Origin of the sequence: Streptomyces sp. NBC_00988 (genome assembly GCF_045162645.1) — a bacterium.
Taxonomy (GTDB): Bacteria; Actinomycetota; Actinomycetes; order Streptomycetales; family Streptomycetaceae; genus Streptomyces.
On the sequence record NZ_CP108730.1, the window covers coordinates 5,042,131 to 5,067,813 of the forward strand.

The window sequence follows — 25,683 nt, forward strand, 5'->3', positions numbered from 1 at the left end:
ACGGACGCGACCTCAGACGTCACTGCGGCGCAGCCGCCGGGCAGCACCGGCCAGCAGCAGTACGGCCCACACCAGCAGCGCCGCCAGACCCGCTCCCGGACCGACCAGGGAGTCGCTCGACTCGTGCAGGGTCATCACCGACTGGCCGGCGTTGCTGGGCAGGTAGCGGCTGACGGTGTCCCCCAGGGAGCTGGGCAGCAGCCCGGTCAGGCCGGGCAGGACCAGCACCGCGCCGGCCAGGATCGCGATGCCCCCGGCGTTGTTGCGCACGATCAGGCCGACCGTCACGCCGTACACACCGACCAGGCCCAGGTACACGCCCGCGCCCACCAGGCACCGGAAGACCCCGGCGTCTCCGAGGGACAGGGCGATCCTCTCGCCGTGCAGGGCGGCGCTCCCGAGCAGGAAGGAGATCAGGGCGCCGAGGGTGGTCGTGACGAACGCGATCGGGCCGTAGACCGCGCACTTCGCCCACAGGACGGGCAGTCGGCCGGGCACGGCGGCGAACGTCGAGCGGACCATCCCCGTGCTGTACTCACCCGCCGAGAGCAGGACGCCGAGCGCGCCGACGGCCAGGGCCGCGAGGTTGGTGCCGGCCAGTGCCAGGGTCAGCGCGGCACCGGATGCCGCGTCCTTTCCACCCAGCGGGCCGCTCGGGCTGTAGAGGGCGGCGGCGATCACCCCGATCACCACCAGGAACAGCACGGCCACCCCCAGCGTGATCCAACTGGAGCGCAGCGACCAGAACTTGGACCACTCGGAGCGAACCACCCGTCGGCCGGTCACGCGGTACACGGGTCGCACCGGCGATGGGGCGCTCGTAGGCGAAGTGATGGTGTCGGCGGTCATCAGGCGGCCCTCCCGGCGTCGATGCTGTGGTACTCCACCGCGTCCTGGGTCAGATTCATGAACGCCTCCTCCAGGGACACCGACTCGGTGACCAGTTCGTACAGCGGCACCTGGTGCTCGGCGGCCAGCTGCCCGATCCGCCGCGTGTCCAGGCCGGAGACCACGAGCCGCTCGGCGCCCGTCGAGGTGACGGTGACGCCAGGTGCGGCCAGCAGCGATCGCAGCCGCGCGGGCTCGCCGGTGGCCACCCGCACCCCCTTGTCCTCCGACTGCTCCACCAGCGCGTCGACGGTCGTCTCGGCCAGCAGCCGGCCCCGGCCGACGACCACGAGACGGTCGGCGGTCTGCGCCATCTCACTCATCAGATGCGAGGACAGCATCACCGTGCGGCCCTCGGCGGCCAGCCCGCGCAGCAACTCCCTTACCCAGCGCACGCCTTCGGGGTCGAGCCCGTTGACCGGCTCGTCCAGCATCACGACCGCGGGGTCGCCGAGGAGCGCGGCGGCGATGCCCAGCCGCTGCCCCATCCCCAGCGAGAACGCCCCGACCCGCTTGTGCGCCACGTCGTGCAGACCGGCCAGGTCGATGACCTCCTCCACCCGTCGACGCGGTACACCATGGGTGTACGCCAACGCCATGAGGTGGTTGAACGCGGAGCGACCCGGGTGCACGGCCTTCGCTTCCAGCAGCACCCCCAACTCCTGCAAGGGGGCCCGGTGTTGGGCGTAGCGCTTGCCGTTGACCAGGGCCGTACCGCTGGTCGGCGCGTCCAGGCCCACGATCATGCGCATGGTGGTGGACTTGCCCGCCCCGTTGGGCCCCAGGAACCCGGTGACCTGTCCGGGCGGGGCGGTGAAACTCAGGTCGTCCACCGCGGTCCTGTCCCCGTACCGCTTCGTCAGCCCACGAACTTCGATCACAGTGCCGCTCCCCGCTTCCGCCCGGCCCGGCGTCCGGCCGGGTCACTGCTTCGAGGCTAGGAGCGGCCACAGCACGGCCCGTGGGCCCGCAGGGGACAAACCCCGCTGGTCACTGGTACCGGGGTACCAGTGAGCGGGGTGACGGGGTGGTCGTACGCGGTGCTTCGCTTCCGGAGGGCTCGACGGCCGGTGCGTCAGCCCTTGTTGGCGCCCAGGGTGAGGCCGCTGACGAACTGGCGCTGGAGCGCGAAGTACACGATCAGGGTCGGGATCGCGGTGAGCAGGGCGCCCGCGGCGACCAGGTTGGGGTCGGTGAAGTACTGGCCGGAGAGGTTGTTCAGGGCGGAGGTGATCGGCATGTTCTCGCCGGTGGAGATCAGCACGATCGCCCAGAAGAAGTCGTTGTAGATCCAGATGGAGAGCAGGGTCGCCAGGGCCGCCATCGCCGGCTTGCACAGCGGCAGCACGATCTGCCAGTACATCCGCCACACCGACGCGCCGTCGACCAGCGCCGCCTCGGTCAGCTCGTCCGGCAGCATCCGCATGTAGTTGCTCAACACGAAGGCACAGAAGCCCGATTGGAACGCCACGTGGATGAGGACCAGGCCGAGCGCGGAGTCGTAGAGCTTGCCGCTCATCGTGATGCCGGGCAGGTCGATGAGCAGGTACATGCGGTACAGCGGGGTGATGATGACCTGCTGGGGCAGCAGGTTGCCGGCCGTGAAAACCAGCAGCAGGAAGATGTTCAGCCGGAAGTCGAAGCGGCTGACGTAGAACGCGACCATCGACGCCAGCAGCAGCGTGAGCAGCACGGCCGGGACCGCGATGATCAGGGTGTTGACGAAGTAGTGCGTCATGTCGGACTGCTCGAACGCGTTCTTGAAGTTGTCGAGGTTCAGCGTGTCCGGCCAGGAGACGTACCCCTTGTTGCTGGTCTCGGAGTACGGGCGCAGGGCCGCGTAGACCGCCCACAGCAGCGGGGCGAGCCAGGCCAGCGAGGTGACGACGAGGAACACGTGCAGCAGGACCCGGGCCGGGCGCAGCGGGGTGCGCTGCTTCACGCCGAGCGCGGCGGTGGGGGTGGTCATGCGCGCCGCTCCTTCCGGAAGGTCGCGATCAGGTACGGAATGATGACCACGAGGGAGATGACCAGCAGAACGACGGCGATCGCCGACCCGTAACCGATCCGGCTGGACTCGCCGATGATGTTGTTGGTGATCAGGATCGACAGCAACTCGGTGCCCTGGGCGCCCTTGTTGAAGACGTACACCAGGTCGAAGGCGCGCAGCGACTCGATGATCGTGACGACCAGGACGACCGTGTTCGTGGGCCGCAGCGTCGGGAAGATGACGTTCTTGAACGTCTGCCACTCGTTCGCGCCGTCCAGCGCGGAGGCCTCGCGCAGGGACGGGTCCACGCCCTTCAGGCCGGCCAGGTACAGGATCATCATGTAGCCCGCGTGCCGCCAGGACGCGGCGATCAGGACGGCCCAGAGGTTGAGCTTGGGGTCGCCGATCCAGTCGATGTAGTGGCCGGGCTTGTTGGCCCCGATGAGGCTGTTGATCAGGCCGGTGTCGGGGTTGTAGATGAGCTGCCAGACGAAACCGGTGACCGCCAGCGACATCACGACCGGCAGGAAGAACGCGGTCTGGTAGACGCGGCTGAACCGGATCTTCTTGTCCAGCTGGACGGCCAGGAACAGGCCGAAGGGGGTCGGCAGCAGGATGAGCACGACGAACCAGATGACGTTGTGCTCAAGTGCGGGCCAGAACTGCGGGTTGTCGTTGAACAGCTCCTTGAAGTTGGCCAGGCCGACCCACTTGATCGAGCCGAAGCCGATGCCGTCCCAGCTGGTGAAGGCCAGGAGGATCGAGGCGAGGGCGGTGACCCAGACAAGGGCCACGTGCAGGACCGTCGGTACGCCCGCCATGAAGGCGAGCGTGATGCGGTCACGGCGGGTCAGCAGGCGCTTGGCGCCCTGCGGGACCCGCTTCTTCTCAGGCGCGGGGCCCGGAGGCGGAACGGCGTCCGCCTCCGGGCTCGTCGTAGTCGTCTCGGAGATCATGAGGAGGCGAAGATCGTCTTCTTCTGGCGCTCGATCGAGGTCAGCAGACTGTCGACGCCCTTGGGGTTCTGGAGGAACTTCTGCAGCCCGGGCTGCATCACCGTCGAGGTGAAGTCCGGACGGGAGTCGCGGTCCATGAACTGGGTGAGGCTCTTGGCGGCGCCGATCATGTCGAACGCCTTCTTCTGCAGCGGCGAGTACGCGGAGGTGTCGGCCTTGCTGGAGGCGGCCACCACGCTCGGGTCGGTCTTGAGGTACAGCTGCTCGGCCGCCGGGCTGCCCAGGTACTCCAGGAGCTTGACGACACCGTCGTGGTTCTTCGGGGACTTGCTGACCATGTAACCGTCGGTGGGCGCCTCGACGGTGTCCTGGCCGTACGCGGAGTTGATCTCCGGGAAGGCGAAGAAGTCGAGGTCGTCGAGGTCGGCCTTGACGGTGAACTGCTGGGCCACGAAGGAGCCCAGGAGGTACATGCCGGACTTCTTCGACACGATGCCCTGCGCCGCGTCCTGCCAGGTGCGGCCCATGAAACCGTCCTGGTGGTACGGGAGGAGCTCGGCCCAGTGGTCGAAGACCGCCTTGACCTTCGGGTCGGTCCACGCCTCCTTGCCCGCCATCAGGGACTTGTGGAAGTCGTAGCCGTTGAGGCGGAAGTTGATCTGGTCGAAGGTGCCCATCGCCGGCCAGGCGTCCTTGTCGCCGAAGGCGATCGGGACCAGGCCGTCGCTCTTCATCTTCTTGCAGAGGGCGACCAGTTCGTCCCACGTGGTGGGGACGGTGTAGCCCTTCGCCGTGAAGACGCTCTTGCGGTAGAAGATCGCCCACGGGTACGTGGTCATCGGCACGAAGTAGTACTTGCCGTCCTCGCCCTTGCTGAGCTGCTTCATCGCGTCGGGGAAGTTGTCACCGATCTTCGCCCAGACGTCGTCGATGGACGTGGCGAGCTTCTTGGCCGCGAAGAACTGCATGCGGTACCCGGCGAACCAGTTGAACACGTCGTCCGGCGTGCCCTGGAGGTAGGAGTTGATCTGCTCCTGGAAGGTGTTGTGGTCCTTCGTGTTGACCTTGACGGTGATGCCGGACGTCTTCTTGAAGTCCGCGTAGACGCTCGCGAACGCCTTCTTCGGCACCGCGTCGGACGCGTTGGAGCCGACGGTGACGGTCTTCGGGTCGGACGAGCTGCCGCTGCTGCCGCACGCGCTCAGCAGGGGTATGCCGGCGCCGAGCACGGCAGCGCCGCCTATGCCGCGCAGGACGGAGCGGCGACTGGCGGCGGGGAGGGAGAAGTCGGGCATGAACGGCTCCTGACGGACAAGGTTCGGCCGGAATGCGCCACGCCCCAGGTCGTCGTAACCGACCAGAAACCAACGCGACCAAACACGGTGGCGTAATAACAGTCCTATGTCTGGTCATGCGTCAACACCCGCCGCCTTCATTTGTCGAAACGTAATCGACACTCACGAGCAAAAGGAGCGAACGTGCAGCCGAGTGGCCACACGTCCGCTCCGGGGAGGCTGGGGCCACGGAGTCCGCGAGGGGTTCGTGGGGCCCATGGGGCGCCTACTGGAAGGCCGAGAAGGCCTTGGTGAAGGCGGACGGGGCCTGGACGACCGAGCTGCAGGTCGCGTCCGCGCTGGGCTTGGCACCGCCGGGGCACTGCTTGTCACGGGTCGCGGACCACATCGAAAGCCCGCCCAGACTCTTCGCCTTCGCGAATGCCGCCAACTCGTTCGCGTCCTCGACCGTGAAAACCTCCGATGAAACGTCGTTGACGCCGATCATCGGGGTTACTGCAACCGCTTTCCATGCAGCACTGTCCGAGAGCCCGAGAACACTCTTGACTTGGGCCTTAGTCGCAGTAGCCGCTTGCTGTGAGTACGTTCCCATATCTCCGCTGTACGCCGGTCCGTAATCCATTGCCATGATGTTGACCGTGTTGATCTTGACGCCGTTGGACTTGGCATTGGACAACAGGTTCACCCCGTCCTGGGTCAGACCCTCGGGCATCACCGGGAGCGTGAAGGAGACGTCCAGGTTCGGGTGCTGCTGCTGGAGCTTCGCTATCGCCTGGGCGCGGATCGTGTTGGCCGCCGTGTTGGGCAGCGCGCCGCCCTCGATGTCGAAGTCGACCTTGGTGAGGGCGTACGCGTCCACGACCTTGCCGTACGCCGTCGCCAGCGCGCTCGCCGAACCGCACGTCGTCGCCAGCTCGGAGCCGGACGCGCCGCCGAAGGAGACCCGGACGTCACCGCCCTTGGCGCGCAGCGCGCCGATCTGGGAGGCCACACCGTCGCTTCCGAGGTCCGAGACCCCGCCCCACTTCGGGGTGCAGCCGCCGCCGTCGGTGATGAAGGCGAGGTTGTAGTTCTTCACGCCGGTCGCGGTGACGTTGGCGAGCAGGTCGAAGGCGGGATAGAGGGAGGTGTCGACGTAGGGGGCGAAGCCCGCGCCGGCCGTCGTGCCGGTACCGGTGGTCGTGGTCGGCGAGGCGGTGGGGGTGGGGGTCGCCGTGGGCTTGGGGGTGGCCGTGGGCTTGGAGGTCGGGGAGGCGGTCGGGGTGGGCGTCGGCGACGAGGTCGTCGGACGGCCGGTCGGCTCTGGCGTCGCGCCGTCGTCCGCCGAGCACTTGGCGTTGTCGATGAGACAACTGGTCGGCTGGCCCGTGCCGTTGACCACGAAGCCGACCGTGACCGACTCGCCGGCCGCGAGACCGTCCGTGTCCCACTTCGGCGGCTTCACGGTGACGCGCTGCCCGCTCACGCTCGACTCGGCGTTCCACAGCGAGCTGAGCTTCGATCCCGACGGCAGGTCGAACTCCAGCGTCCAGTCCTTCTTCGTGGCACCGGTCGTGTTGGTGACGACGTACTGCGCGGTGTACCCCGTCGACCACTCGCTGGTTCTGGTGTAGGCCGCGCCGACGCTCGCCGCCTGGGCGATGCCGGTCAGCATGATCGCGCCGCCACCGACGACCGCGGCGGCGACCGCTCCGCCGATCACCTTGTTCCTCTTGCTGATCCTGCGCCGGTGCGTGCTCATCGCGTGCCTGCTTTCGCCGTACGGGGGTGGGGTGCGGCAGCACGCTAGCGATCCGGAACCGGGCAAATACCCTGATCCGGGCGAGGGTTGGCGATCTTAGGGTGCGCTTAAGGGAGGGATCGGGAACGGTTAAAGGTCGAGACCAATTTCCCGCGCCGACGCCGTCGTACGGCTCCCCGATGCCCGTTGCGCTCCGGCTCCCGCCCGTCCAGCTGGATCCAGATCCGCACCTCGGTGCCGCCGAGCATCGAGGACCCGATCCGGACGTCCCCGCCGGTCGTCTCCGCGAGCCGGCGCACGATGTCCAGGCCGAGCCCGGTCGACCCGGCGCTGCCGGAACCGCGCCCGCGGGCCATCGCCGCCTCGGGGTCGCGTATGCCGGAGCCCGCGTCCGAGACGAGCACGATCACCGCGTCCTCGCTGTTGTGCACGTCGACCGCGAAGGCCGTGCCCTCGGGGGTGTGCCGGAACACGTTGCCGAGGAGGGCGTCGAGGGCGGCGACCAGGTCGGCGCGGGCCACGGGTATCCGCACCGGCCGCTCCACCCCGGCGACCCGTACCTTGCGGCCCTCGTCCTCGGCGAGCGCGGACCAGAACCGCATCCGCTCGCGCACCACTTCGGCCGCGTCGCACCCGGCGCCGGGCCCGGCCGCCACGGTCTGCGGCTTGGCCTCGCGCGCGGTCCGGATGATCGTGTCGACCTCCCGCTCCAACTGCGCGACGGCGGTCCGCGTCTGCTCGGCGGCGGGCCCGTCCCCGAGCGAGGCCGCGTTGAGCCGCAGCACAGTGAGGGGTGTGCGCAGGCGGTGCGAGAGGTCGGCCGCCAACTCCCGCTCGTTCGCGAGCAGTTGTACGACCTGGTCGGCCATGGAGTTGAACGCGACCGCCGCGAGCCGCAGTTCGGTCGGCCCTTCCTCGGGCACCCGTGCCCCCAGCTGCCCCTCCCCCAGTTCGTGCGCGCCCTCGACGAGGCGCTGCGCGGGCTGCACCATCCGTACGCCCAGCCGGTCGGCGACCGCGACGGAACCGACGATCAGCGCGATGCCGACGCCGGCGAGCACCGCCCAGGCCGTGCCCACACCGTTGCTGACCTCCGACTCCGGGACGTACACCTCGACGACGGATATCTCGCCGGAGCTGAGCGCGACCGGCTGGAGCAGGACGGAACCGCCGGGCACCTCGGTGGTGGAGGCGCGGCCCAACTTCCGTACGGTCGCGATGTCCTTGCTGGCGGCGCGCTGCAGCCCGATGTCGAGAGCGGCTTTCCCCTCGCCCGCCGGTATGTGGACGGCCATCCCGGAGTCCGCACCGGCCGAAGCGACGACCTTCTCCAGTTGGTCCCGGTCCGTGGTGATGGACAGTGCGGGGGCGACGGCGGCGGCCTCCCGCTCGGCGTTCGAGAAGGCGCGGTCGCGGGCCATCTCCTTGATGACCAGGCCGAGCGGCACCGCGAAGGCGACGACGACCATCGCCGCGATCGCCAGACAGACCCTGACCAGCGCCCACCTCATCGCGGCGACTCCGCTCCCGGTGGCTCCAGCTTCACGCCGACACCCCGCAGGGTGTGCAGATAGCGCGGCTGGGCCGCCGTCTCCCCCAACTTCCTTCGCAGCCACGACAGATGGACGTCGATGGTCTGGTCGTCACCGTACGACTGCTGCCACACCTCGGCGAGGAGTTCCTTGCGCGGGACGACCACACCGGGGCGGCCCGCGAGGAAGGCGAGGAGGTCGAACTCGCGGCGGGTGAGGTCGAGTCGGACACCGTCCAGCTCGGCCTGGCGGCGCAGCGGGTCGACGGTGAGGCCGCCGACGCGGATGACGGTCGACGGGGGTGCCTCGCCGGTGGCGGCACGGGAGCGTCGTAGAACAGCGGACATGCGAGCGGAGAGGTGGTCGACCGAGAAGGGCTTGGTGAGGTAGTCGTCCGCACCCGCGTTGAGCAACCGGACGATCTCCGTCTCGTCGTCCCGCGCGGTGGCGATGATCACGGGGACATCCGTGATCCCGCGCAGCATCTTCAGCGCCTCGGACCCGTCCAGGTCGGGCAGTCCGAGGTCCAGGATGACCACGTCGAAACGGAAATGGGCGACCTCGCGCAGGGCCTCAAGGGCCGTACCGACACTGCGCACCGTGTGCGCGGCATCGGTCAGATGCCGGATGAGGGCCGAGCGCACGAACTGGTCGTCCTCGACCACGAGCACACTTGCCATGCGCCGCACCGTACGCCATGCGGGCGAACCGCATCCGGGCCTGTGGACAACTCCCCCCTGTGGACAACCGGTGGGACATCGATGGGACACCTGTGGGGCGCGTGAGGCAGTATGGCGGCGATGCCCAGAGGACTCGTCAACGGATTCGTGCACGTGCTGGCTTGGTCACTCGCCACCGGCGCGGCCGTCACGCTGTCCTGGTGGGGCGTCCACACGGTCATGACGGGCACGGCCTACGACCCGCCGCGCGCCCTGCCCATCACGGCGGCCGGCGCGAGCGCGCAGGCGGCTCAGCCACCGTCCTCGGCACCGGTTCGGGCCGAGTCCTCGCCGAGCCCGACGAGCACCCCGACGCCGACCCGCACCCCCGTCCCGACCCCCACGAAGACGACGGCGAGCCCGTCCCCCTCTCCCTCCACCACCGGCCAGGTGAAGAGTTACGCCACCGACGGCGGGCGGGTGGTGCTCGAACTCGACACCTCCCCGGCCTATGTGGCGCTCGTGTCGGCGACGCCGGGTACGGGCTGGTCGATGCAGGTGTGGAAGACGGAGTCGTGGCTCCGGGTGGAGTTCACCAAGGGCACGGGCAAGGTGTCGGTGATCTGCACGTGGCACGACGGGGCGCCGCGGGTGGATGTGGGCAACTACTGAGTCTTTCCTGGTGCGTTGCTCCGGGTGCGTTGCTCCGGCTAGCGGAACACGGACGGGGGCGGTGCCGGTGAGGCGACCGCCGCTGCGTCCGTCACGGGTACGGCTCCGCCGGTGAAGTCGGTGAGTTCCTTGCCGTGTTCGAGCCTGCCGGGGTGCGGGTCGGAGGCGGCGCGCCGGGTCAACTCGGCGAGCGGCAGCGGGTGGTCGGAGGCGACGAGCACCGCGTTGCCGAACCGCTTGCCGCGCAGCACGGTCGGGTCGGCGATCAGCGCGCGTTCCGCGAACCGGGCGGCCACGGTGGCGATCTGGCCCCGGAGATGCGCGAGCGGGGGCCCGTCGGCGAGGTTCGCGGCGTAGCACCCACCGGGCTTGAGCGCGCGACGCACCTCGTCGAGGAACTCGGTGGAGGTGAGGTGGGCGGGCGTACGGGCCCCGCTGAACACATCCGCCACGACGAGATCGGCCCACCCCTCGGGCACCTTCGCGAGCCCCGCGCGGGCGTCGGCCGACCGCACCCGGATCCGCGCGTTCGGGTCCAACGGCAGCTCCCGCCGGACCAGTTGGACCAGCGCCGCGTCGAACTCGACGACCTGCTGGGTGGATCGGGGCCGGGTGGCGGCGACATACCGCGCGAGCGTGAGGGCACCCCCGCCGAGGTGCACGACGTGGACGGGCTTCCCGGCCGGCGCGACGAGGTCGATGACGTGCCCGAGGCGACGCTGGTACTCGAAGGACAGATACGCCGGGTCGTCGAGGTCGACGTACGACTGCGGCGCCCCGTCGATCAGCAACGTCCAGGCACGCGCGCGTTCCCGGTCGGGTATCAACTCGGCGAGCCCACCGTCGACACCCTCGACGACGGCCTCGGCGGTGCCGGCACCGCGCCGGGGGCTCCTGGACTTTCCCATTGGCCCATTATCGGGGGCTCGGGGCGGTACGGCGCGCTCGGCGTCGGGGGCGGGCGGTTGCGCACCGGCGAGGGGCGGTCAGGTACAGCCGTCCGCCGCCTCGATCAGCCTCGCCGCCTCGCCCAGCGCGGCTCGTAGCACCTCCGGGTCGGTCGCCAGATCGGCGTCGCCGGGGGGCAGCAGCCAGTCGGAGCCCTCGACGGGGGGCTCGGGGTCGGGGGCGAGGCGCAGGCCCCGGCCGTTGGTCTCCGTACAGGTGCTGCCCGGCAGGTCCCAGGCCGCCGCCGTGCCCGGCGGTACCAGGAAGCCGAGTGTGTCGTCGCCGTCGTCGTGCAGGACGGGGCCGACCCCGTCGCACGCGCCGCGCCGCAGGATGTCGACCGCCTCCAGCCCCTGCCGCGTCGGTACCGTCACCAGGTCGCAGGCCGAGTCCACGAACGGTGGCGCACTGCATTCCGCGCTCGGCATTCGAGGATCGACGCTCTGCCTGGTCTCCATCCCGGTCTCCACCACGGAACCCCTCCTTGGACGAGCGGGTCGGGAGTCGGGTGGCTCCCGGGTCCATGGGGTTCAACGCGTTGAAGCGTCAACGGCTACGGCACAAGTCAGCCGCAAAGGATGGCAGTTCATGGCAGATCCCGGATGAGATATCCGGTTTGTAGCCAAACCCTGCGTGGCGGGTCGTGCACAGCAGGTACGTTCTTGCCCGCTGGAAACAGGGCGTCACTCAACAAGTCACCCTGAATCCGGCATGGTTCGACGGTTCGCACGAGAGGACCCGGCCATGGCGTCGTCAATGGTGACCCCGTCCCCGCTCCCCCGACCACCGAGACCCAATCTCGCCTTCCGGCGGCTGCGCGGACAGCGCTCACCGGCGGAGTTCGCCGCGGCCGTACGCCGGTCCGCTCGCGAGATCGGCGAGCGGGTCAGCTGCGACGCGCGCTACGTAGGCCGCGTCGAGGCCGGTGAGATCCGTTGTCCCAACTACGCGTACGAACGGGTGTTCCTGCACATGTTCCCCGGCCGCACGCTCGCCGACCTCGGCTTCGCGCCCCGCTCGTCCGTACGCGGACGCGGGGCGCGCACCGCCGAGGACACGCCCCCCGCACACCTCACGAGCCCGGCCCTCATCACGGATGAGACGGCCAGGACGGGTGAGACGCGGGACGTGTACGAGCCGTATGACACGCAGGACCCGTACGACACGCACGAGAACCACGAGAACCACGAGGAGAGCGACGTGCTGCGTCGCGCATTCATGAGGGGCGGCACCGTCACGGTGGCCGCCGGCACGCTGGGCCCGCTCGGGCTCACCTACGACGCCGTGGCAGCGGATCGTTCCGTCCGCCGCCCCGGTACGAGCGAGGCGGGCGCCCTGGAAGAGGCCGTCCGCAGAATCCGGCTGCTCGACGACCGGCACGGCGCCGACGGCCTCTACCGGCGGGCGGCGGCCCCGCTACGCGCCGCCTACGCCCTGCTCGACGCGGGCACCACCCGGCAGTCGGTCGCCGAGAGACTGCACTCCGGAGCGGGTGAACTCGCCATCTCGGTGGGCTGGTTGGCCCACGACTCCGGCCGCTTCGACGACGCCCGCTCGCACTACGCGGAGGCCCTCGCCACAGCCCGGATGACCGGCGACCCCGGCCTTGAGGCACACGCCTTCTGCAATACGGCGTTCCTCGCGCGGGACGCCGGACGCCCGCGCGAGGCGGTGCGCGCCGCGCAGGCCGCGCAGCGCGTCGGACGGCCCCTGGGCTCCGCCCGCCTGATGTCGCTGCTCGCGCTGCGCGAGGCGGGCGGCTGGGCGGGGCTCGCCGACCGCACCGGCTGCGAACAGGCGCTGGCCCGTGCGCAGGCCCTCTTCGAGCGGGGCCACTCGGACGCCGACCCCGAGTGGATGAGCTTCTACGGAGAGGCCGAGTTGGAGGGGCTTGAGGCGCAGTGCTGGTCCACCCTGGGCGACTGGCCTCGCGCGGCACGGCATGCGCGGCGTGCGGCGCATCTCCAGGACCCGCATTTCACTCGGAACATCGCCCTGTACATGGCCGAGCTGGCGGATGATCTGGCTCGCGGTGGGCGTCCGGATGAGGCGGCTACTGCCGGGATGCGGGTGCTTGATCTTTTGGACCTGGTGCAGTCGTCGCGGATTCAGACGATGTTGGCGGGGACGGCGCGGGTGCTGTTGCCTCACAAGAGGGCGTCGGGCGTATCAACCTTCCTGGAGAGGCACACAGGCCTGCCCAGAACAGCCGCCTAGCTGCGAGGGCTTTGGCTTTTAGGGGCGCGGGGCTGTGCCGATATGCGGCTCCGCCGCGTGGGCGCGACCAGCCCCCACCGGCCCGCAGCCGTACTACAAAGCCAGATGCCCCAGATCGTTCCAGCTCTCGATCGCCGGCTCCCCATAAGCCCACCCAAGCACCGACAACGACGTCGGATTGAGCCGTATCCGCGCCGCGAAGTCGATCGGCAGGCCCAGCCAGCGCGCGCCGATCGAGCGCAGGATGTGGCCGTGGGCGAAGACCAGGACGTCCCGGTCCTCGGCGCGGGCCCAGGTGACGACCTCGTCCGCGCGGGCGGTGACCTCGGCGAGGGTCTCCCCTTCGGGGACGCCGTCGCGCCAGATCAGCCAGTCGGGGCGTACGGAACGGATCTCCTCCGGGGTCATGCCCTCGTAGGCGCCGTAGTCCCACTCCATGAGGGTGTCCCAGTCGGTCGCGCGGTCCCCGAAGCCGGCGAGTTCGCAGGTCTCACGCGCGCGTGCCAGCGGGCTGGTGCGGACCTCCACCCCAGGGAGGCCGTCGAAGGGGGCCCGGTGCAGTCGCTCGCCCAGCACCTTGGCGCCGCGTCGGCCCTCTTCGAGGAGCGGTACGTCGGTCCTGCCGGTGTGCTTCCCGGACAGCGACCATTCGGTCTGTCCGTGCCGGGCCAGCAGGATGCGCGGTGCCATGGGGGACCCTTCCGGGAGAAAACGAGAGGCGGGTCACTCCATCATCGCGCACCCTTGAGAAGGGCAACCCGGGGGGCGATCTCTGCGTCTTTGAGGTCCGGGGGCGCCGGAAACAGGGCGCTCACATACGCCGTAAAGTGTTCCGACCGGGCTATCGGGAAGCCGGACCACGGGGCAGCGCACAGAACAGAAGGGGGAGGGCGATCGGATGCCGCAGACCGAGACACCAGGCATCGAGGCGGACCGGCGAACCCGGCTGCGCTGGTGGACCGAGCTGCCGCTGATCCTCCTGGTGTACGCCTCGTACTCGGCGGGCCGACTGCTGGCCCGGGGTGACACGACGAGTGCCGTGGACCACGGTCTGACGATCCTGCGCATCGAGAAGTTCCTGCACATCAACGCCGAGCACCCGCTGAACCGCCTGTTCACGCGCGAGTCCTGGCTCGGCGTCCCGGCCGACTTCTGGTACGCGTCGCTGCACTACCTGATCACGCCCGCGATCCTGATCTGGCTGTTCAGGTCGCGCTCCCAGGTCTACCGCGCGGCCCGCACCTGGCTGATGACGTCCACGTTCATCGGCCTGATCGGCTTCACCCTGCTCCCGACCTGCCCGCCCCGCCTGCTCTCCCCCGGCTACGGCTTCGTGGACACTATGGCCCAGTACAGCTCGTACGGCTGGTGGGGCGGCGACGCGAGCGCGCCGCGCGGCCTCGGCGGCATGACGAACCAGTACGCGGCGATGCCGAGCCTGCACTGCGGCTGGGCGCTGTGGTGCGGTGTGATGCTCTGGCGCTACGGCGGGACCCGGCTGACCAAGGTCGTCGGGGTCGCCTATCCGCTGCTGACGGCGATCGTGGTCATGGGCACCGCGAACCACTACCTCCTCGACGCGGTCGCGGGCGTGGTCGTGATGGGGCTCGGGTTCCTGCTGGCTCCGCAGGTGATGAAGGCCGCGGACCGGCTCAGGGCGCGGTTCGAGGGACGCGGATCGCTGGTCGCGGCCCGCTCGCGCGACGCGGCTCGGGACGCTTCCCGGAATGGCTCCCGTGACGCCTCTCGTGGCTCAGAAACCTCAATTGTCAGTGGCGGATGCCAGACTTCGCCGGGTGAGCGAATTCCACGGCAGCGCGAGTCACAGCTCGGTACCGGAGCCGAGCCGGGTGCCTCCCCCACGGACGCGGGGGACGGCGCTCCGGCACCGGCTCGCTGAGCTGCGGGGCCCGGACGTCCCGGCCAAGGCGCTGGACGCGCGCGCCCTCGCGGCGCTGGCGGCGAACCCGGGCTGCAAGCGGCGGGCGATCCTGGACGGCGCGGGGGTGAACAAGGCGGTGCTGGCCGATGCGCTCGGCTCGCCGTCGTCCTTCGGGCAGTCCCAGTTCGCCTTCATGCGGGGCAACGCGTTCGAGGCCCGGGTCAAGGCGGACGGCGGCGCGGAGCTGCTGCGGCTGGTGCACGAGAAGCTGGACCCGGGCGCCGAGCCGCCGACCCGCGCGCGGGTGCCCCAGCTGGACGCGATCGGCCCCGAGGGGCGCGCGGCCCGTACGGCGCTCGCGCTGCGCGAGGCGACCGAGGCCGCGGCCTGGACCCTGCTCGACCACCCGATGCTCGCCCTCGACGTGGCGGGGTCGCCCGCGTTCCTGGAGCCGGACGCGGTCGTCGTGCACCCGGACGGCAGTTGGACGGTCGTGGAGATCAAGTCCTTCCCGATGCTGGACGGTTCGGCGGACCCGGCGAAGGTGGGCGCGGCTGCCCGCCAGTCGGCGGTGTACGTGCTGGCGCTGGAAGAGGTCGCGGCCAAGCTGGATCCCGCTCCCCGGGTCCGCCACCGCATCCTCCTGGTCTGCCCGAAGGACTTCTCGAACCTGCCCACCGCGTCCGCCGTCGACGTCCGCAAGCAACGCGCGGTCACCGGCCGCCAGTTGGCCCGCCTCACCCGCATCGAGGACATCGCCGACACCCTCCCCGAGGGCACCTGCTTCGCCCCCGACCGCCCCGCCGCCGAGCTGACCGCCGCGGTCGAGTCGGTCCCGGCGGCCTACGCCCCGGAGTGCCTGGCCGCCTGCGAGCTGGCCTTCCACTGCCGCGACCACTCCCGCACCTCCGGCGCGGTCACCACCCTCGGCCGCTCCCTCCGCGCCGAACTCGGCGACCTGACCACGGTCGACGAGGTCCTGTCGGCGGCCCACGGCGAGTCCGGCGACCCGGACGACCCGACGGTGGCAGCGCTGCGGAGGGCGGCGGAACTGCGGGCCGAGGCCCTGGAGAACGCGGCCGCGCTGCGAGGGCAGGCTCCGGGGAGCGCGGCCGAGTTGCCGATGGAGGCGCTGGGGAGTGCGACGGGTGGTGGGGCGCGGTGACCGTGACCCTGTTCGGTACGGTCGCCGACCCGGCGCACCACGCGATGACGGCAAACCTGTGCGCCGTCGCCGCTGCCCCGGCGCGATCCGCGACGACCACAATCCCGCGCGGCACCCTCGCCGCCGCGACGCAACGCATGATGGCCGCGAGCCCGTGCACCGTCGCCGCCGCCACACGACACCCGGTGACCGCGAATGTGGACGCCGCCGTCGCCGCCCCTGCGCGCCCCACGACGAGCCCGATCCCGCACGCCCCCGACACACCGGCGCCGCACCGCCGGCCGACATCCCGCGCCCCGCACCACCGCACCCCGCCCCCGGTCGCCCACCCCAAGGGGACCCCGTGTCGCTGATGTCAACTCTCGCCCGGCTGGAGGCAGTTCAGACCGGCCGTGCCCAGCCCGCCGCCACCGTCCTGCACCGGCACCTCTCCGCGCGCCCCCTCGTCCTCGTGCCGCTGACCACCGCCGGTGAGGCCGGGGCGCCGCTGGGTGTGCTCGTCGGTACGGACCGGGACGCGCCGCGGCTGTTCGTCGTACCGCAGCCGCGGGACCGGGACCTCAGGTTCACGTTTCTCGCCGAACTCGCGGACGTGGTCCTGCCGTACATCGACACGTTCGCGGACGACGTCGAGGCCGCCGAGCGGAACGAGACCGATCCGGAGACCGGCAAGCGGGTCAAGGTCGAGGTCGAACTGTGCGCGGACGCACCGCAGTTGATCGTGCCGAGCCGCGCGGGCATCGAGTTGGTGCGGCTGCTGGGGCGTTCGATGCGCTTTCGGCGTACGGCCGAGCAGGACCCGGAGACCCCGCACCCGGCGCCCCCGCGCGTGCCGTTGCTGGGGCGTTGGCTGACGCACTTCGGGGAGCGGGCCCGGGTGCCCGGTTCCGCGCTGCTGCTCGCGCTCACCGAGGTGCTCGGCCGGCACTGGGCCACGGGGCAGTCCAGCCTGGAGGACCAGCACTTGGCCGCGCTGCTCGCGTGGATCGACCCGCCGGACGGTGTCTCCGGCGCCGGGGCCGCGCTCGACGCGGAGCTGCGGCGGGACGCGCGGGGCCAGTTGGTGTGCCCGCCGGCCGGCCCGGCCACGGACCCGGCGTTCGACAACAAGCTGCTCGCCCCCGCCATCGAGCGCTACGACCGCGCCCGTACCGCCCTCGCCGCCGCCGAGGACGGTCTGGAGGCCGACGACCGGCTCGGTGAACTCACCGCCGCCGAGCGGGAGATCAGGTCTCTCGTCGAGAGCGTCACCCGCCCCACTTGGGACGCGGTGTGGCACGGGCTCGACCTGTTGCGGGCGCTGCCGGAGGGCGCGCACGCCGTCGACCGGTGGACCCGGGACCGCTGGTCGTTCACCGGTCACCGGGACCGGATCGTCGCCGGTGAGCCCCCGCAGCCGCGCCGCGACGACGCGGTCACCGCGGCCAACAAGCTCGCCACGCGCGAGCGCGAACAGGCCCGCCTGGACGCCCAGGAGGCCCTGGACGACCCGCTGGTGATGGCCGGGCGGCGGCTCGCCGGGGAGGCGTTCGCGGGCGAGGTCATCGATGTCGTCATGGCGTACAGCGAGGGCAAGAGCCCCCGCCCGCGCCCGCTGGTGACCGTGCGCACGGACGACCGGCCGCATCTCGGGGAGCGGGTGAAGGTGTTCCGGTCGCTCGGCGGGAAGCCGCAGTCGGCGGAGTTCGTGGGCCACGAGGAGGACGGCGCGGTCGTCGTGCTGCGGGTCGTCGACAAGATGGGGCGCGGCAAGGAGCCGGAGACCGGTTCGCTGCCGGAGAAGGGCGACCGGATCTGCTTCACGCTGTTCGAGCACGAGCAGCGGGGCGGCGCGAAGCTGCCCGACCAGGAGGAGACACCGTGGACGCACGGGGGTCCGCCGGGCGAGGAGAGCGCCGTGCAGGAGGCCGCTGATCCGGTGACAGAGGAGGACGTCCTGTGAGCGCCGACATCGTCTTCGACCCCGGTGCCGAGGCCGGCCGCGCCACCGACGCGATCCTCCGCGACACCCTGCACGGCACGGCTCGCGGAGTCGTCGTCGACTCCCCGCCGGGTGCCGGCAAGTCCACCCTCGTCGTCCGCGCGGCGCTCGAACTGGCCGACGCCGGGCGTCCGTTGATGGTGGTCGCGCAGACCAACGCGCAGGTAGACGACCTCGTCGTACGGCTCGCCGAGAAGAACGGCGAGCTGCCGGTCGGCCGCCTCCACAGCAGTGACGCCGACCCGTACGACAAGGCGCTGGACGACCTGCCGAACGTACGGAAGTCGGCGAAGGCGGGCGAACTCGCCGGGCTCCCGGTCGTCATCTCCACGGCGGCGAAGTGGGCGCACGTCAAGGTGGACGAGCCGTGGCGGCACGCGATCGTCGACGAGGCGTACCAGATGCGCTCGGACTCGCTGCTGGCCGTGGCCGGGCTGTTCGAGCGGGCGTTGTTCGTGGGCGACCCGGGCCAGTTGGACCCGTTCGCGATCGTCGGCGCGGAGCAGTGGGCGGGCCTGTCCTACGACCCCTCGGCCTCCGCGGTGACGACCCTCCTGGCCCACAACCCCGAACTACCGCAACACCGCCTGCCGGTGTCGTGGCGGCTCCCGGCGTCGGCGGCCCCTCTGGTCTCGGACGCGTTCTACCCGTACACGCGCTTCCGCAGCGGCACGGGCCACGGCGACCGGCGGCTCGACTTCGGTGTCCCGTCGGACGGTTCGGGCCCGGACCGGGTGATCGACGAGGCCGCCGAGTCGGGCTGGGGCCTGCTGGAACTGCCCGCCCGCCACACCCCTCGTACGGACCCGGAGGCGGTGCGGGCGGTGGCGACGGTCGTACGGCGCCTGCTGGACCGGGGCGGCGCGGCCACGTCGGAGCGCTCACCGGACCCCACTCCCCTGACCGCCGACCGCATCGCGGTCGGCACCGCGCACCGGGACCAGGCGGCGGCGGTCCGTGCGGCGCTGGCGGAGTTGGGCGTCACGGACGTGACGGTGGACACGGCGAACCGGCTCCAGGGGCGGGAGTTCGACGTCACGGTGGTCCTCCACCCCCTCTCCGGCCGCCCCGACGCCACCGCCTTCCACCTGGAGACGGGCCGCCTCTGCGTCCTCGCCTCCCGACACCGGCACGCGTGCATCGTGGTCTGCCGGGCGGGGGTCAGTGAGCTGCTGGACGACCATCCGTCGACGGAGCCGGTGCAGCTGGGGGTGACGGTGAAGTTTCCTGACGGGTGGGAGGCAATGATGTCCACATGGGACCACTGGTCCGAGCACCGGGTGGCCTGGCGTCCCTGACCGTCCTTACGGCACCTGCCCGTCAGGCGGTCAGCACTGCGCCGCCCGATCCGCCGGACGGAGTCCGGCACGCCGCCGGAGGCGGCCAATGGAAACAGCCCGGACGGGTGGGAGGCGAATCACGCGGTGCTGGCGCATCTCGCGGAACACCGGGTGGTGTGGAGACCGTGACCGGCACGCCTGTGCGAACGCCGGGTGACGCGGGACCTTGACCTGCGGCTCCTCGCGGTTCGGTCTGCGGGGTGATGAATACCGGGGCGGGCGGCTGGGCAGCCAATCATGCGGTGCGGGATCGGTGCCTCGGGAGTATGCCCGGGGCCCCTTGCGCACCCGGGGGACAATGGACGGTGGTCCGCTCGTGAGGCGGGTCATCCATGACGTACGAGGAGGAGAAGACATGGCGGAGCACACGCCGCGTCGCAACGAATCGCGGCTACGCCCCGCGCCCCTGCTCTTCGAGCCCGCCCAGGCGGCCGAGGACCCGGAGCACTTCTTCGACCTGGAGTCGATGGACGACCCCCGCGCGCTGCTGGCCCGCGCGACGGAGCTGACCCACGCGTTCCGCGCCGCGACCGACCGCGCGGTGGAGTTCCAGGCGATCGCGGCGGCCCAGCTCGCCGACCCACGCCGCTTCGACCGGCTGACCCCGGCGGACATCGCCGAGCGCGCCGAGTGGACCGAGGACTACGCCAAGAAGATGGTCGAGTTCGGCCGGGACCTGCTGCGCGGCACGGAGGGCAGGGACAGCGGGGGTGCCGACCCGGTGTGACCTCGGGGGCGCGGGTCCGGAGGACGAGAAAGAACTTCTGGCATATGCCGGTCGGGCAAGATACTCCTTCCCGCCCCCTCCTGTCCCGATTTCTGGCAACCCTCAGAGAGCGGGTGCTCACGGGCGGTAGATCTATGGGACATGAGCCGCACACAGGATGAGCCCTTCGCCGACCGCTTCGACATCTCGGGCGTCACCTCGGACGGTGCCGCCTGGCTCGCCTCGGCAGGAACGTATCCGCGCAGCACCCTCGCCCTCTGGAGGGAACGGCCGGACGCCCCGGTCGTCCTGCCCTGCGGGTCCGCCTTCGACGTGGTGAGCGCCCCGGTGGTCTTCGGGCGCCGTATGGTCGACCGCTTGTGGGAGGACGGGCCCGGCTCCGGACCCGTCGCGACGCACCGGGGGCGGATGCTCCTGTTCGCCAGTCCCGGCACCGCTCAGCGGTTGCCGTCACTGATGGGCTGGGAGGAGTGGGGCGCGCACCCCGGGGAGCACAGCCGTACGGGGTCCGTCCCGCCGTTGCTGTGTCACGGCAGGGGCGACGCGGTGACCGTCCCCGCGCTGGTCGGCACGGCCTCGTCGGCCCCGTTCGACTCGCGCTGGCTGGTAGCCCCGGACACCCGTCGGCCCTGGCTTCCCGGCGCCGAAATCCTGCTCTGGGCGGCCGTGCGGGCGGCCCGCGCGACCGTGCGGATATCGATTTTTCCTCCCCCGGATCAGGATGCTAAGGTCTACGACGTCAGCAGGCGCCGCTAGCTCAGTTGGTTAGAGCAGCTGACTCTTAATCAGCGGGTCCGGGGTTCGAGTCCCTGGCGGCGCACGCTAGCGATGGCGAGGCATGTTCGCGGAAAGCGCGAACCAGCCTCGCCATCGTTGTTTCTGCGCGGCTTCGCCGCGCGTTGCGGGGGCTTCGCCACCCACACCCCCATCACCAGTCGTCCGGGGTTCTCAGCCCTGCTCCCCCGGCGTGATGATCACCGTCCACGCCCCCGAAGCCGTCCGCCCCTCCACCTCCACCTTCACGTTGTCGCCGGGCACGGTGAAGCTCTCGCCTAGGGAGACCGGCGCGTCGGCGAGGGGCGGGTAGACCGAGGTCTCCCAGCAGGCCTCGGTGTGCGGGTGGGCGTCGACGACCTCGATCGGGCCGTTGCCGGAGGCCGCGCCGTCACGCACCCGGTACACGAGGATGCCCTGTTTGCAGGCCGTGCTGTCGTTGCCGACGGGGCTGCGCGCCTCGAAGGCCAGCGCGCTGTCGGTCCCGGTGCGCACGACCGCCAGCTTGGCGCCGAGGCCGAACGCCGGTGATCCCGCCGCGGCTCCGGCCGAGGAGGTGCCGGGCCCGGCGGCCACGGGTTCCAGGGTCAGCCGTTTCGGCGCGGTGCCCCGTACGCACACCACCTGGCGCGGATCCAGCCAGCCCAGCTTCCACTTGTGCCAGGCGAACAGGTCCGGGGAGAGCCCGAACTGACTGCCCATCAGATCCCAGTCGCCGACATAGGTGTCCCAGTCGCCCTTGCCGTCCACCGGCCGGTGATAGAGGTCGGGCAGGTCGAAGACGTGGCCCGTCTCGTGGGCGAGGACGAGCCGGTCCGGCGGGTGCTTCTCGAAGACCGTGACGACCCGTCGGACGTCCGTGCCGTCGGCCCGCAGCGGGGTGTCCAGGTTGACGACCTTCGTCGCGTCCGAGTCCACGCCGGGCGCGTCCGGATCGGCCACGAAGTACACGATGTCGTAGCGCGAGAAGTCGACCTCGCTGTCGGAGGCGGCCAGCGCGTCGCGGAGGTACGCGGCGCGGTTCACCGGGTTCCAGTCGCGCTGTATGGCGTACGACGTCGACGAGTGCGGCATGCGGATCCAGTTCCGCAGCGGGTGCGGGCGGAGCGTGAACCTGCCGTAGGAGGCGCGTTCGTAGAAGCGGGTGGTGGCCGGGAAGTGGTCGGCGGCGAGTTCGGCGGGAGTGGTCCGCGGGGTCGCGTCGGGGAAGGAGAGGAAGATCATCACCGCGTCGAGCGCGCGGGTGGGGCGCGGGTAGGCGGTGTTCCAGGTGTCGAGGCCCTCGGAGTGGTGGGCGTCGGTGCGCTTGAGGGCACAGGGTGTGGTCGAGAACGGCTCGGCGACCGACTGGCTGGACATGATCGAGGTCGCGGCGAGCGCGGACATCGTGGTGAACACGGCGGCGGTGCCGCGCAGTCCGGGGCGGGTACGCCACTGGGCGAGCCCCTTGAGCGCCGTACGGGAGAGCCCCTTGAGGGGGAGCTGGCACGGCACGTTGGACCTCCGGGAGCGGGTTCACGGGACACCGACACCCAGCCTGTGATGGTTTGTTGGGGTACGCCCTGTTTATCTGCACCAGATGAGTGAGGGGGCGGCCGGGACACGCCCGGGCTGACATCCGGAAACACTCACGGAACGTCACATGTGGTCGGCCATTTGAAGAACCCGTCCAGGTGCGGGCGGAAACGATCTGCCGGAACCGGCCGTTGTTCCGGGACACTGGACAGTGGCTGGAAGGGCCGGGGGCCAACCTCTATGATCGGCACACTTTCCTGCACGGACACGGCACGGCGGCCCCCCACCCGGTCGGCCATCCCGACGAGACCCATCCGAAGATCGAGTGCACTGCGGGAGCGAGCGGTGAGCGGAACGTCCGAAGGGCCGGCGCCCGCGGCAGACCTCATCCGGCCAGCCGTCACAGAGAGTAAGGGCGAGGCATCGCCTCGTACCGATGTCCCCTGTTCCATCGAGGTCCCGGATTCCCACGAGTCCCCCGGGTCCCTCGCATCCCTTGAGTCCCTCGAAGGCGGACGCCTCGGGTCCGCCTTCTCCGCGGCTCCCCTCGCGATGGCCGTCGTGGACCGCGACGGTCTGGTCGTCAGCGCGAACGACTCGTTCGGCGCGCTGCTCGGCAAGGCGGGTGCCGCGCTGACCGGGCGGGTCGCGGCCGATCTGATGGACCTGAAGTCGGACGCCCGCACCTGGCACGCCTATCGCGAGGTGCTGCGCGGCCGGCAGGCCAAGCTGAGCTGCACCCGCCGGGTCAAGCACCCCGACGGGCACGTGCTGTGGGCGCAGGTGACCGTGGCGCCGCTGCCGGCCGAGGAGCACGGTGTGCTGCTGTCCCTCACCGACATCAGCGCCCGCCGTGAACTCCAGGCGCGGCTGCGGCACTTGGAGATGCACGACCCGGTGACCCGGCTGCCCAACCGCACCCTGTTCTTCGAGCGGCTCTCGGCCGCGCTGGAGGCGGAGTCGTACGAGCAAGGGGGTACCGGGCGGATCGGCCTGTGCTACCTGGACCTGGACGGCTTCAAGGCGGTCAACGACACGCTCGGCCACCGGGTCGGCGACCGGCTGCTGGCAGCCGTGGCCGAGCGGTTGACGCGGTGTGCGGACGAAGCCGGTTACGCGCGGGCGAGTTCGCCGCTGGTGGCGCGGCTGGGCGGGGACGAGTTCGCGCTGCTCGTCGAGGACTCGACCGGGACCGACCAACTGGCCGAACTCGCCGAGTCGGTGCTCAAGGCCCTGCAGGCGCCGTTCGACCTGTCCGGGCAGCGGCTGTCGCTGTCGGCGTCGATCGGTGTGGTCGAGCGGCACGCGTCCGGTACGACGGCCACCGGTCTGATGCAGGCCGCCGACACGACGCTGTACTGGGCGAAGGCGGACGGCAAGTCCCGCTGGACGCTGTTCGATCCGGAGCGCAACGCGCACCGGATGACCCGCCAGGCGCTGGCCTCCACGCTCCGTCCGGCCATCGAGCGGGGTGAATTCACCCTGGAGTACCAGCCGTTGGTGGGGATGGAGAACGGACGGCTGCGCGGGGTCGAGGCGTTGGTGCGCTGGAACCACCCGCAGTTCGGCATGCTGACGCCGAATCGGTTCATCGGACTGGCCGAGGAGGACGGCTCGATCGTGCAGCTCGGCCGCTGGGTCCTGGTCACCGCCTGCCGCCAGGCCCGGCGCTGGCAGCTGGACCACCCGGACGAGCCGCCGATCTTCGTGAGCGTCAACGTGGCCGTACGGCAGGTCTGGGACTCGGACCTGGTCGCGGACGTCGCGGAGACCCTCGCCGAGACCGGACTGGACCCGCGGCTGCTGCAGTTGGAGCTGACCGAGTCCGCGGTGATGGGGTCGGCGGGGCGGCCGCTGCAGACGCTCCAGGCGCTGAGCGACATGGGTGTGCACATCGCCATCGACGACTTCGGCACCGGTTACTCGAACCTGGCGTATCTGAGCCGGCTCCCGGTCTCCGTCCTGAAGCTGGACGGGTCCTTCGTCCGCGGCTTCCAGTACGAGGGCGAGGGCGTCCCGCCTAACCCGGCGGACGAGGTCATCGTCGAGGCGATGATCCAACTCGCCCACCGGCTGGGCCTGTCGGTGACCGCCGAGTGCGTGGAGACCTCGGCGCAGGCGGCCCGGCTGCGCCGGATCGGCTGCGACACCGGTCAGGGGTGGCTGTACTCCCGTCCGGTGGCGCCGGATCGTATCTCCGAGCTGCTGGGCACGAAGGCCTGTCAGCAGACCTGAACGGCCTTGGCCCGTCAGGCCGTTCCGTCAGGCCTGAGGGGTCGTCAATCCGTAGGCGTCCGCGATCAGTTCGTACGAGCGCAGGCGCAGGTCGCCGTTGTGGGCGTGGGACGTGAGCATCAACTCGTCGGCGCCCGTGCGCTTCTGGAGGTCGTCGAGTCCGGCGCGGACCTCGTCGGCGGTGCCGTGGATGACGTTGGCGTTCCAGGAGGTGATGAACTCCCGCTCCATGGGGCTGAATTCGTACGCCTCGGCCTCTTCCGGGGTGGGCACGAGTCCGGGGCGGCCGGTGCGCAGCCGGACCATGTTGAGGGCGGCGGCCAGCACCTGACGGCGGGCCTCCTTCTCGTCGTCGGTGGCGAGGGCGGAGACACCGATCAGGGCGTACGGCGCGTCGAGCACCGCGCTCGGGCGGAAGGACTCGCGGTAGAGGTCGAGCGCCGGGACCGTGTTCTGCGCGGAGAAGTGGTGCGCGAAGGCGAACGGCAGGCCGAGCATGCCGGCCAGGCGGGCGCTGAAGCCGGAGGAGCCGAGGAGCCAGATCGGCGGGCGGTGCGGGGACTGGACGCCGCCGGGCGAGGTCGACTGGATCGGGCCGGGGACCGCGTGGATGCGGGCGTACGGGTGGCCGGAGGGGAAGTCGTCGTCCAAGAAGCGGGTGAGTTCGGCGAGTTGCTCGGGGAAGTCGTCTGCGCCCTCGTTCAGGCGCTCGGTGCGGCGCAGGGCGGCGGCGGTGGCGCCGTCGGTGCCGGGGGCGCGGCCGAGGCCCAGGTCGACGCGGCCCGGGGCCAGCGCCTCCAGGGTGCCGAACTGCTCCGCGATGACGAGCGGCGCGTGGTTCGGGAGCATGACGCCGCCGGAACCGAGGCGGATGCGGTCCGTGTGGGCCGCGAGGTGGGCCAGGATCACGGCGGGCGAGGAGGAGGCGACGCCCGGCATCGAGTGGTGCTCGGCGACCCAGTAGCGGTGGAAGCCGCGCGACTCGGCGAGAGCGGCGATCTTCACGCTGGTGCGCAGCGCGTCGGTGGCGGTGCGGCCGGCGCCCACGGTCACCAGGTCCAGTACGGAGAGGGGGACGGGGGCGGTGCCCTGTGCCGTGCCCCGGATCTCGTCACCCCTGATCTCGTCGGTCGCGCCCCGGACCTCGTCGTCTGCCGCCACGGTGG

General features: G+C 70.9%; 23 protein-coding genes and 1 tRNA gene. 11 read left to right on the top strand and 13 right to left on the bottom strand.

Features of this window, described 5'->3' with window-relative positions:
- Window positions 1-12: 12 nt before the first annotated feature.
- From OG496_RS22880 to OG496_RS22915, 8 genes are all read right to left on the bottom strand, one after another.
- Window positions 13-849, bottom strand: a complete 837-nt coding sequence (locus OG496_RS22880) for an ABC transporter permease (RefSeq protein ID WP_405972221.1) — start codon at window positions 847-849, stop codon at window positions 13-15.
- On the bottom strand, window positions 849-1,769 hold the full coding sequence (locus OG496_RS22885; protein WP_405972222.1) for an ABC transporter ATP-binding protein: 921 nt from the start codon (window positions 1,767-1,769) through the stop codon (window positions 849-851). The genes OG496_RS22880 and OG496_RS22885 overlap by 1 nt, the downstream gene beginning before the upstream one ends.
- 194 nt (window positions 1,770-1,963) lie before the next feature.
- A complete protein-coding gene (locus OG496_RS22890; RefSeq protein ID WP_366490621.1) occupies window positions 1,964-2,857 on the bottom strand; it encodes a carbohydrate ABC transporter permease in 894 nt (297 codons plus the stop codon).
- On the bottom strand, window positions 2,854-3,834 hold the full coding sequence (locus tag OG496_RS22895) for a sugar ABC transporter permease (protein WP_365310378.1): 981 nt from the start codon (window positions 3,832-3,834) through the stop codon (window positions 2,854-2,856). Before OG496_RS22895 ends, OG496_RS22890 begins: the two co-directional genes overlap by 4 nt.
- Entirely contained in the window at window positions 3,831-5,129 is a 1,299-nt protein-coding gene (locus OG496_RS22900) for an extracellular solute-binding protein (RefSeq protein WP_366490619.1), read from the bottom strand. Before OG496_RS22900 ends, OG496_RS22895 begins: the two co-directional genes overlap by 4 nt.
- A gap of 265 nt (window positions 5,130-5,394) precedes the next feature.
- Entirely contained in the window at window positions 5,395-6,870 is a 1,476-nt protein-coding gene (locus tag OG496_RS22905) for a cellulose binding domain-containing protein (RefSeq protein WP_405972223.1), read from the bottom strand.
- A gap of 107 nt (window positions 6,871-6,977) precedes the next feature.
- A complete protein-coding gene (locus tag OG496_RS22910) occupies window positions 6,978-8,381 on the bottom strand; it encodes an ATP-binding protein (RefSeq protein WP_405972224.1) in 1,404 nt (467 codons plus the stop codon).
- Window positions 8,378-9,082, bottom strand: a complete 705-nt coding sequence (locus OG496_RS22915) for a response regulator transcription factor (RefSeq protein ID WP_399391894.1) — start codon at window positions 9,080-9,082, stop codon at window positions 8,378-8,380. The genes OG496_RS22910 and OG496_RS22915 overlap by 4 nt, the downstream gene beginning before the upstream one ends.
- Window positions 9,083-9,193: 111 nt before the next feature.
- Here OG496_RS22915 and OG496_RS22920 point away from each other — a divergent pair, with 111 nt between their 5' ends.
- A complete protein-coding gene (locus tag OG496_RS22920; RefSeq protein ID WP_366490616.1) occupies window positions 9,194-9,733 on the top strand; it encodes a hypothetical protein in 540 nt (179 codons plus the stop codon).
- Between the two features lie 38 nt (window positions 9,734-9,771).
- Here the strand turns inward: OG496_RS22920 and OG496_RS22925 are convergent, their stop codons facing one another.
- Both OG496_RS22925 and OG496_RS22930 read right to left on the bottom strand, forming a co-directional pair.
- Window positions 9,772-10,641: a fused MFS/spermidine synthase gene (locus OG496_RS22925; RefSeq protein ID WP_366490615.1), complete on the bottom strand. Its 870-nt coding sequence runs from the start codon at window positions 10,639-10,641 to the stop codon at window positions 9,772-9,774.
- A 78-nt stretch (window positions 10,642-10,719) separates the two neighbouring features.
- On the bottom strand, window positions 10,720-11,154 hold the full coding sequence (locus OG496_RS22930) for a hypothetical protein (RefSeq protein ID WP_366490614.1): 435 nt from the start codon (window positions 11,152-11,154) through the stop codon (window positions 10,720-10,722).
- A 271-nt stretch (window positions 11,155-11,425) separates the two neighbouring features.
- On the opposite strand from OG496_RS22930, the gene OG496_RS22935 reads away from it, so the two are divergent.
- Window positions 11,426-12,898 (top strand): hypothetical protein, encoded by a 1,473-nt coding sequence (locus OG496_RS22935; RefSeq protein ID WP_405972225.1) that lies wholly within the window; start codon window positions 11,426-11,428, stop codon window positions 12,896-12,898.
- A gap of 93 nt (window positions 12,899-12,991) precedes the next feature.
- Here the strand turns inward: OG496_RS22935 and OG496_RS22940 are convergent, their stop codons facing one another.
- Entirely contained in the window at window positions 12,992-13,588 is a 597-nt protein-coding gene (locus tag OG496_RS22940; RefSeq protein WP_405972226.1) for a histidine phosphatase family protein, read from the bottom strand.
- Window positions 13,589-13,796: 208 nt separating this feature from the next.
- Here OG496_RS22940 and OG496_RS22945 point away from each other — a divergent pair, with 208 nt between their 5' ends.
- The 8 genes from OG496_RS22945 (at window position 13,797) to OG496_RS22980 (ending at window position 20,813) form a co-directional block, all read left to right on the top strand.
- Window positions 13,797-14,798, top strand: coding sequence for a phosphatase PAP2 family protein (locus tag OG496_RS22945; protein ID WP_405972227.1), 1,002 nt, complete (start codon window positions 13,797-13,799; stop codon window positions 14,796-14,798).
- Complete coding sequence (locus OG496_RS22950) at window positions 14,749-15,945, top strand: hypothetical protein (RefSeq protein ID WP_405976685.1); 1,197 nt, start codon at window positions 14,749-14,751, stop codon at window positions 15,943-15,945. The genes OG496_RS22945 and OG496_RS22950 overlap by 50 nt, the downstream gene beginning before the upstream one ends.
- Complete coding sequence (locus OG496_RS22955; RefSeq protein WP_405972228.1) at window positions 15,942-16,298, top strand: hypothetical protein; 357 nt, start codon at window positions 15,942-15,944, stop codon at window positions 16,296-16,298. Before OG496_RS22950 ends, OG496_RS22955 begins: the two co-directional genes overlap by 4 nt.
- A complete protein-coding gene (locus OG496_RS22960) occupies window positions 16,289-17,887 on the top strand; it encodes a hypothetical protein (RefSeq protein WP_405972229.1) in 1,599 nt (532 codons plus the stop codon). The genes OG496_RS22955 and OG496_RS22960 overlap by 10 nt, the downstream gene beginning before the upstream one ends.
- Complete coding sequence (locus OG496_RS22965) at window positions 17,884-19,224, top strand: AAA domain-containing protein (RefSeq protein ID WP_405972230.1); 1,341 nt, start codon at window positions 17,884-17,886, stop codon at window positions 19,222-19,224. The genes OG496_RS22960 and OG496_RS22965 overlap by 4 nt, the downstream gene beginning before the upstream one ends.
- 397 nt (window positions 19,225-19,621) lie before the next feature.
- Complete coding sequence (locus OG496_RS22970) at window positions 19,622-19,993, top strand: hypothetical protein (RefSeq protein WP_033283808.1); 372 nt, start codon at window positions 19,622-19,624, stop codon at window positions 19,991-19,993.
- 141 nt (window positions 19,994-20,134) lie between these two features.
- On the top strand, window positions 20,135-20,749 hold the full coding sequence (locus tag OG496_RS22975) for a bifunctional DNA primase/polymerase (protein ID WP_405972231.1): 615 nt from the start codon (window positions 20,135-20,137) through the stop codon (window positions 20,747-20,749).
- Window positions 20,740-20,813 (top strand) — tRNA-Lys (locus OG496_RS22980). Before OG496_RS22975 ends, OG496_RS22980 begins: the two co-directional genes overlap by 10 nt.
- A gap of 128 nt (window positions 20,814-20,941) precedes the next feature.
- Here the strand turns inward: OG496_RS22980 and OG496_RS22985 are convergent.
- Entirely contained in the window at window positions 20,942-22,261 is a 1,320-nt protein-coding gene (locus OG496_RS22985) for a M6 family metalloprotease domain-containing protein (RefSeq protein ID WP_405972232.1), read from the bottom strand.
- Window positions 22,262-22,627: 366 nt separating this feature from the next.
- Between OG496_RS22985 and OG496_RS22990 the strand changes: the two genes are divergently transcribed.
- On the top strand, window positions 22,628-24,517 hold the full coding sequence (locus OG496_RS22990; protein WP_366490605.1) for an EAL domain-containing protein: 1,890 nt from the start codon (window positions 22,628-22,630) through the stop codon (window positions 24,515-24,517).
- A gap of 27 nt (window positions 24,518-24,544) precedes the next feature.
- On the opposite strand, the gene OG496_RS22995 is transcribed toward OG496_RS22990, so the two are convergent.
- Window positions 24,545-25,678, bottom strand: coding sequence for an LLM class flavin-dependent oxidoreductase (locus OG496_RS22995; RefSeq protein ID WP_366490604.1), 1,134 nt, complete (start codon window positions 25,676-25,678; stop codon window positions 24,545-24,547).
- Window positions 25,679-25,683 lie beyond the last annotated feature (5 nt).

Excerpts from the sequence above, each read along its gene's own strand:
- OG496_RS22975 (WP_405972231.1), top strand. The coding sequence starts at position 20,135 with ATGAGCCGCACACAGGATGAGCCCTTCGCCGACCGCTTCGACATCTCG.
- OG496_RS22880 (WP_405972221.1), bottom strand. The coding sequence starts at position 849 with ATGACCGCCGACACCATCACTTCGCCTACGAGCGCCCCATCGCCGGTG.
- OG496_RS22895 (WP_365310378.1), bottom strand. The coding sequence starts at position 3,834 with ATGATCTCCGAGACGACTACGACGAGCCCGGAGGCGGACGCCGTTCCG.
- OG496_RS22935 (WP_405972225.1), top strand. The coding sequence starts at position 11,426 with ATGGCGTCGTCAATGGTGACCCCGTCCCCGCTCCCCCGACCACCGAGA.
- OG496_RS22920 (WP_366490616.1), top strand. The coding sequence starts at position 9,194 with ATGGCGGCGATGCCCAGAGGACTCGTCAACGGATTCGTGCACGTGCTG.
- OG496_RS22905 (WP_405972223.1), bottom strand. The coding sequence starts at position 6,870 with ATGAGCACGCACCGGCGCAGGATCAGCAAGAGGAACAAGGTGATCGGC.
- OG496_RS22890 (WP_366490621.1), bottom strand. The coding sequence starts at position 2,857 with ATGACCACCCCCACCGCCGCGCTCGGCGTGAAGCAGCGCACCCCGCTG.
- OG496_RS22940 (WP_405972226.1), bottom strand. The coding sequence starts at position 13,588 with ATGGCACCGCGCATCCTGCTGGCCCGGCACGGACAGACCGAATGGTCG.
- OG496_RS22910 (WP_405972224.1), bottom strand. The coding sequence starts at position 8,381 with ATGAGGTGGGCGCTGGTCAGGGTCTGTCTGGCGATCGCGGCGATGGTC.
- OG496_RS22925 (WP_366490615.1), bottom strand. The coding sequence starts at position 10,641 with ATGGGAAAGTCCAGGAGCCCCCGGCGCGGTGCCGGCACCGCCGAGGCC.
- OG496_RS22945 (WP_405972227.1), top strand. The coding sequence starts at position 13,797 with ATGCCGCAGACCGAGACACCAGGCATCGAGGCGGACCGGCGAACCCGG.
- OG496_RS22915 (WP_399391894.1), bottom strand. The coding sequence starts at position 9,082 with ATGGCAAGTGTGCTCGTGGTCGAGGACGACCAGTTCGTGCGCTCGGCC.
- OG496_RS22900 (WP_366490619.1), bottom strand. The coding sequence starts at position 5,129 with ATGCCCGACTTCTCCCTCCCCGCCGCCAGTCGCCGCTCCGTCCTGCGC.
- OG496_RS22970 (WP_033283808.1), top strand. The coding sequence starts at position 19,622 with ATGGCGGAGCACACGCCGCGTCGCAACGAATCGCGGCTACGCCCCGCG.